Source organism: uncultured Pseudacidovorax sp., assembly GCF_913773995.1.
Classification (GTDB): domain Bacteria; phylum Pseudomonadota; class Gammaproteobacteria; order Burkholderiales; family Burkholderiaceae_C; genus Xenophilus.
In genome coordinates this window covers 1-6,844 of sequence record NZ_CAJYES010000025.1, presented here as the reverse complement: position 1 = coordinate 6,844, position 6,844 = coordinate 1, and the positions used below count along the sequence as shown (strand labels likewise).

Here is a 6,844-nt window from a genome sequence, read left to right as displayed (position 1 = left end):
GGATCGGCCGCCGTGGCGCCAGCCGCGTCGCAGGAGCCGCTGGCTGCTGCTATGCGCTCCTGCTCGCCCTGCTGCTCGCCATGCCGGGCTATGCCGCCCTGCTTGCCCTGCTGGCCGTGTTCGGCCTGCTGACCAGCGTGTTCGACGTGGCCATCAACACCGAGGCCGCGGCCATCGAACTGGCGGAAGGCGTGCCGCGCATGAGCGGCATGCATGGCATGTTCAGCCTGGGCGGCATGGCCGGCGCCAGCAGCGGCGCGGCGCTGCTGGCCGCGGGCTGGCCGCCCGTAACCCATCTGGCGGTCGTCGCGGTGGTGATGGCGATTGCCATCGGCATGGCGGCGACACGCATGCTCCCGGCCGCCCACACGGCCTCAGCGAGCGGGGGCGCGGGCGGGGGTCTGCGCGATGCGGGCGGGCCACTGCTCGTCCTGGGCCTGCTCGCCGCCCTGGGGCTGGTGGCCGAAGGCGCGATGTACGACTGGAGCGTGCTGTACCTGCAGCAGGAACTGGGGAGTCCGCAGCAGCAGGCCGCCCTCGCCTATGCCAGCTTCTCGGCGGCCATGGCGGCCGCCCGCTTTGGCGGCGATGCGTTGCGCGCACGGATTCCTTCCACGCAGTTGCTGGCGGGAAGTGCGTTGCTGGCAGCCGCCTCAATGACCGTCGGACTGCTCACGCATTCGCCCTGGATGGCGCTGGCCGCCTTCGCTGGCGTCGGTCTGGGCTTTGCGAATGTAGTGCCGCTGCTGTTCGCCGCAGCGGCGCGAGTTCCGGGCGTGGAGCCCGCGCGGGGCATCGCGGCCGTTTCGGCGGCAGCCTATCTGGGCTTCATGGCCGGGCCGCCGGTGATCGGATTGATCGCCGGCGCCAGTTCGCTCACCTACGCACTGTCGGTGGTGGTGGTGTTCGCGCTCGCGCTGGCCATTTCAGCGCCGCTCGCCGGGCGGGGCGACGCCCGCTGAAGAGCGGCGCCGCCCCCTGACTCAGCGCACCGAGGGCGCGGCACGCATGGTGGCGTGCACCGCCACGTCGGCAAAGGCCGCGCCGAACTTTTTGGCCAGGCGCTCGGCCACGTTGTCACGGCGGGTGTAATCGACCACATCCTCGGCCTGGATCACGTCGCGAGCGACGTAATCGATGCTGCCGAGCTGGTCGGCCAGGCCCAGATCCACGGCTTCCTGGCCGGTCCAGAACAGGCCGCTGAACAGGCCGGGCGTGTCGAGCTTGAGCCGCTCGCCCCGGCCCTTCTTGACCACGTCGATGAACTGCGCATGGATCTGGTCGAGCATGCGCTGGGCGTGGGCGCGCTGGACGTCACTCATAGGGCTGAACGGGTCAAGGAAGCCCTTGTTCTCGCCGGAGGTGAGCAAGCGGCGCTCGACGCCCAGCTTCTCCATCGTGCCGGTGAAGCCGAAACCGTCCATCAGCACGCCGATGCTGCCGACGAGGCTGGCCTTGTCGACATAGATCTTGTCGGTGGCGGCGGCGATGTAGTAGGCGGCCGAAGCGCAGCTTTCTTCGACCACGGCGTAGATCGGCTTGCCGTGCTTGGCCCGCAGACGCTTGATCTCATCGTGGATGATGCCGGCCTGCACCGGGCTGCCACCGGGCGAGTTGATGAGCAGCACGACGCCCTTGGAGCCCGGATCCTCGAGCGCACTCTTGAGCGAGGCGATCACGAATTCGGCACTGGCGTCGGCGCCGTCGGCAATCTCCCCGCGGATGCTCACCACGGCGGTGTGGGCGGTCGTGGTGGCCGTGCTGGGCGCCGCACGGCTCAGGGCCATCCAGGCCAGCGCAATGAAGAACACCAGCCAGGCGAGGCGCACGAAGGTCTTCCAGCGCCGAGCGGCGCGCTGCTCCTTCAACGAGGCAAAAGCCAGTTTCTCCAGGGTGGCGCGCTCCCAGCCGGGGGCGGAGGTCGGATCGTTTTTCACGGAAGTGGGTGCAGAGGCTGCGGATTCGTTCAGGGGCGCGGGCTCGGGCTCGAAAGGCTCGAAGCCGGAGGGTTCCAGGCGGTCGGGAGGACTCATGATGCGGGGGGCCGTCGAGCCACAGCGGTCGGTATGGGCTCGGATTCAGAAGGTGAACGGGCGCAGGTTCCAGGCAGTATGCCAGTGCACCACGCCCTCGATTTCGCTAAGTTCGATGCGCACCAGGCCGCCGCGGCAGGGCCCACCGGCACATGCGCCGGTATCTGGCGAGTACGCGGCGCCATGCGTGGCGCAAAGGAGCCAGCGGCCCGTGTCATCGAAGAAGCGCCCCTCCTGATAGTCCATTTCCATGGCGACATGGGTGCAACGGTTCAGGTAGGCATGCGGCCGACCTTGCCAACGGATGGCAAAGGCCCGGCAGGTCTGGCCGCCATAGATGACGTCGAACGGAACCGCCAGCCCGCCATCTATGAGATCGGCGCTGCGGCACAGGGGAATGGGGGCGTCGTCGGCCACGCGGGCAGCGTACCAAAGAACACCTTGCGCGCCGTGTCAGGGGTTGCCGCGACGCCACACACCGCAAGCGCCACCTCGCTCGCAGGCGCAATGCCTTGCCGATCGCCCTCAACCGTGCTGAAGAAGCCAGTCGGAGAGCTCCGCCACCGAATGCGCCACATGCAGCGGCGCCAATGCCTCGAAGCCCTCGGTCGAGTGGGCGCCATAGCCCACGCCCACGCTGGCGCAGCCGGCATTGCGCGCCAGCTGCAGGTCGTGCACCGTGTCCCCGATCATCAGCGTGCGCTCGGGCGTCACGTCCAGTTCCTCCATCAGCTCCAGCAGCATGCGCGGATGCGGCTTGCCGAAGGTCTCGTCGGCCGTACGCGAAGCATCGAAGCGGTGGCGCAGTGCCACGGTGTGCAAGGCCTGATCCAGGCCGCGACGCGACTTGCCGGTGGCCACCGCCAGCTTGTGGCCGCGGGCGGCCAGGGCGTCCAGCAGCGGCAGGACACCGTCGAAGAGGACGAGGTCTTCCTGGTGGCGCAGGTAGTGGAAGCGGTAACGCTCGCCGAGCTCCCCGTACTTTTCGGGCGGCACGTCCGGCGCAGCGCGGGCGAGCGCCTCGGCCAGCCCCAGGCCGATGACCCAGGCCGCATCATGGTCGCTGGGGCGCTGGCCACCGACGTCCACAACCGCTTCCTGGATGCAACGAACGATGACCGCGGTGGAGTCGTACAGCGTTCCGTCCCAGTCGAAGGCGATCAGGTCGAAGCGCCGGCCGTCAGTCGATGTGTCAGTGTTCGTCATCGGAATCGCTCAGGGCGGCCAGCGCCTGTGGGGGCAGGAGTCCAGCCAGTTCTTCGGGGAGCGCTGCCTCCAGCGCCACGGACGCCTCGGACACGGGGTGCTGGAAGCGCAAGCGCCAGGCATGCAGGAACATGCGGCGCAGGCCCAGGCGCGCCAGCGTGCGGCGGCGCTCGAAATCGCCGTACTTGTCGTCGCCGGCGATCGGGTGCCCCTCGTGCGCCAGGTGCACGCGGATCTGGTGGGTGCGGCCGGTCTTGATGGTCACGGCCAGCAGGCTCATCGGCGCGCCGTCGCCAGGCAGTCGCACCCGCGCGACCACGCGCACCAGCGTGAGGGCCCGCATGGCGTCGGGATGGTCCTTGTCCACCACCTTCACCCGGCGCTCGCCCTCGGCGGCGCCATCCTTCGGCGGCAGCAAATACCGGGCGAGCGAGGCGTCGAGCACCTTGCGGCGGGCCGGCCATTCGCCTTCCACCAGTGCCAGATAGGTCTTGCCGGTCTCCCGGGTGCGAAACTGTGCCTGCAGCGCCGTGAGCGCACTGCGCCGCTTGGCCACCAGCAGGATGCCGGAGGTTTCGCGGTCGAGACGGTGAACAAGTTCAAGGAAGCGTGCCATGGGCCGGGCGGCGCGCAGTTGCTCGATGACGCCGAAGCTCACGCCGCTGCCCCCATGCACGGCCGTGCCGGCGGGCTTGTTGACCGCGAGCAGGACCTCGTCTTCCATCAGCAGGTCGAAATCGCGGGAGGGCACAGCCGGGGCGGACGGCGCCGGGGCGGCCGTCACGCGGACCGGGGGCAGGCGCACCACATCGCCTTCTTCCACCCGGGAGTCGGCCTGCACGCGACCCTTGTTCACCCGCACCTCACCGGATCGGATGATGCGGTAGACATGGGTCTTGGGCACGCCCTTGAGGTGACGGAAAAGAAAGTTGTCCAGGCGCTGTCCGGCAGACTCGGCGTCCACCGTCACCAACCGGACTTCGGGGGCCGGCGCCCGCGCCGGACGCTCTTTGGGGCCGGGCTTAAGACCTATAATATTTGTCACCAGCGCGGCTCGGTCAGTGCTTATTCGAACGAGAAGTTTAGAGCACCCGCCGGAAGCGCTGGAGGTCGATGCCACTTGCGTGGTCCACCATCGCCGGCCCCGCGCCCACCAGGCCACGGGCGGCGCCGGGCGCGCAAGGCGAGCCGACGCCGACGAAACCCCGAGACGGATTTTCCCTTGCCGGCCGGCGGCCTGTTCTTTCAGAGACGGGCGCCGGACGGTGGATCGATGCGAGACCCCCTTGTGCTGCTGATGTGGCTGCTCCGTATGTGCCTGCGCTGGCTGATGCCGGTGGCAGCGCCCATGCATCCAGCGCCTGCCACCTCGGTGCCTGCCCAGCCACCCGACGTTCCCAAGATGTCCGGCCGGCGGCAGATCGGTCTTGCGCCCATCCTCGCGCCCCCTCCCCTGCTGCGTCCTGCGGGCTGATGCCCGGCCGGTGGCTGCGTGCCGCCTGCACACCTGCGGAAAGGAGAACGGCGCTGTCCCGTCGTTTCGCCGCGTCGTCCGCGCATCGTGGGCCCCTTGCGGGCCAGTGATGACACACGAACAAGGACACGCACTCCCATGAAACGGATGCTGATCAACGCCACGCAGGCCGAAGAACGCCGCCTGGCGATCGTGGACGGGCAGAAGCTGCTCGACTACGAAATCGAGATCGAAGGGCGCGAACAGCGCAAGGGCAACATCTACAAGGCCGTCGTCACCCGCGTCGAGCCCAGCCTGGAGGCTTGCTTCGTCGACTACGGCGAAGACCGCCACGGCTTCCTGCCCTTCAAGGAAATCTCCAAGCAGTACTTCGCCGAAGGCGTCTCTGCCAGTCAGGCCCGCATCCAGGATGCGATCCGCGAAGGCCAGGAGCTGATCGTCCAGGTCGAAAAGGAAGAGCGCGGCAACAAGGGCGCTGCCCTCACCACATTCATCAGCCTGGCCGGCCGCTACGTGGTGCTGATGCCCAACAACCCGCGCGGCGGCGGCGTCAGCCGGCGCATCGAGGGCGAGGACCGCGCCGAGCTCAAGGAGGCGATGGACCAGCTCGAGTACCCCAAGGGCATGTCCATCATCGCGCGCACCGCCGGCATCGGCCGCACCGCGCCCGAGCTGCAGTGGGACCTGAACTACCTGCTCAAGCTGTGGAGCGCCATCGACGGCGCCGCCAAGGGCGGCAAGGGCGCCTTCCTGATCTACCAGGAATCGTCCCTCGTCATCCGTGCCATCCGTGATTACTTCAATCACGACATCGGCGACATCCTCATCGACACCGACGACATCTACGAGCAGGCGCAGCAGTTCATGGCGCACGTCATGCCCGAGCATGCCGCCCGCGTGAAGCGCTACCGCGACGACGCCGCGCTGTTCAGCCGCTTCCAGATCGAGCACCAGATCGAGTCGGCCTATGCCCGCACGGTGCAGCTGCCCTCCGGCGGCGCCATCGTGATCGACCACACCGAAGCGCTGGTGTCCATCGACGTCAACTCGGCCCGCGCCATCAAGGGCGGCGACATCGAGGAGACCGCGACCCGCACCAACCTCGAAGCCGCCGACGAAGTGGCCCGCCAGATGCGCCTGCGCGACCTGGGCGGCCTGATCGTCATCGACTTCATCGACATGGACGAGTCGAAGAATCGCCGCGAGGTCGAGAACCGCCTGCGCGACGCGCTGCGCCAGGACCGCGCCCGCGTGCAGTTCGGCACCATCAGCAAGTTCGGCCTGATGGAAATGAGCCGCCAGCGCCTGAAGCCCGCGCTGTCCGAAGGCTCGTCGATCCCCTGCCCGCGCTGCGGCGGCTCCGGCCACATCCGCGACACCGAGTCGAGCGCGCTGCAGATCCTGCGCATCATTCAGGAAGAGTCCATGAAGGACAACACCGCCGCCGTGCACGTGCAGGTGCCGGTGGAGGTCGCCTCCTTCCTGCTGAACGAGAAGCGCACCGAGATCGCCAAGATCGAGCTCAAGCAGCGCGTCAACGTGCTGATGATCCCGAACAAGACGCTGGAGACGCCCAACTACAAGCTGGAGCGGATGAAGCACGACGACCCGCGCCTGGACCAGCTGCGTGCCAGCTACACCATGGCCGACGAGGTCGAGGACCCGACGCGCATCACCCGCCGCTCGCAGGAGCCGACCAACCGCCAGAGCCCCGTCATCAAGGGCGTGCTGCCGGATGCGCCGGCCCCCGTGGTGCAGCCGCGCGAAGAAAAGCCGGCCGCGCAGGCGCCTGCTGCTGCAGCGCCCGTGATCGCACCGGCGCCGGCCGCACCGGCACCCGCCGAACGTGGCTTCTTCGGCTGGCTCAAGGGCCTGTTCGGCGCTACGCCGGCGCCGGCGCCGGTCGCTGCGCCAGTGTCCGCGCCGGCACCGGCCTCAGAAGAGTCGGCCCGCCCTGGCGGCAATCGCCGCGGCGAACGGGGCGGCCGCAATGGTCGTGGTGAGGGCCGTGGCGGTGAAGGCCGCGGTGAAGGCCGTGGCAATGGTCATCGCGAAGGCCGCGGTGAACGCGCAGAGCGCGGCGAAGGCCGTGGCGAGCGCCGCGAGGCGCTGAGTGGCGAAGGCCGGCGCG

The 6,844-nt window shown here is 68.8% G+C and carries 7 protein-coding genes; 3 read left to right on the top strand and 4 right to left on the bottom strand.

The annotated features are described in order from the left end of the window. A partial coding sequence (locus QZ772_RS02410; RefSeq protein WP_295522667.1) for an MFS transporter occupies positions 1–962 on the top strand: 962 nt, incomplete at its 5' end. A gap of 21 nt (positions 963–983) precedes the next feature. Here the strand turns inward: QZ772_RS02410 and QZ772_RS02405 are convergent. The 4 genes from QZ772_RS02405 to QZ772_RS02390 form a co-directional block, all read right to left on the bottom strand. Next, on the bottom strand, positions 984–2,033 hold the full coding sequence (locus tag QZ772_RS02405; RefSeq protein ID WP_295522666.1) for a S49 family peptidase: 1,050 nt from the start codon (positions 2,031–2,033) through the stop codon (positions 984–986). A 45-nt stretch (positions 2,034–2,078) separates the two neighbouring features. After that, entirely contained in the window at positions 2,079–2,450 is a 372-nt protein-coding gene (locus QZ772_RS02400) for a Rieske 2Fe-2S domain-containing protein (RefSeq protein WP_295522665.1), read from the bottom strand. A gap of 108 nt (positions 2,451–2,558) precedes the next feature. Beyond that, a complete protein-coding gene (locus QZ772_RS02395; RefSeq protein WP_295522663.1) occupies positions 2,559–3,239 on the bottom strand; it encodes an HAD-IA family hydrolase in 681 nt (226 codons plus the stop codon). After that, positions 3,226–4,275, bottom strand: coding sequence for an RluA family pseudouridine synthase (locus QZ772_RS02390; protein ID WP_295522668.1), 1,050 nt, complete (start codon positions 4,273–4,275; stop codon positions 3,226–3,228). The genes QZ772_RS02395 and QZ772_RS02390 overlap by 14 nt, the downstream gene beginning before the upstream one ends. 237 nt (positions 4,276–4,512) lie before the next feature. Between QZ772_RS02390 and QZ772_RS02385 the strand changes: the two genes are divergently transcribed. Then, complete coding sequence (locus QZ772_RS02385; protein WP_147284333.1) at positions 4,513–4,713, top strand: hypothetical protein; 201 nt, start codon at positions 4,513–4,515, stop codon at positions 4,711–4,713. Between the two features lie 138 nt (positions 4,714–4,851). Beyond that, on the top strand, positions 4,852–6,844 hold a 1,993-nt coding region (locus QZ772_RS02380; RefSeq protein WP_295522661.1), incomplete at its 3' end, for an Rne/Rng family ribonuclease.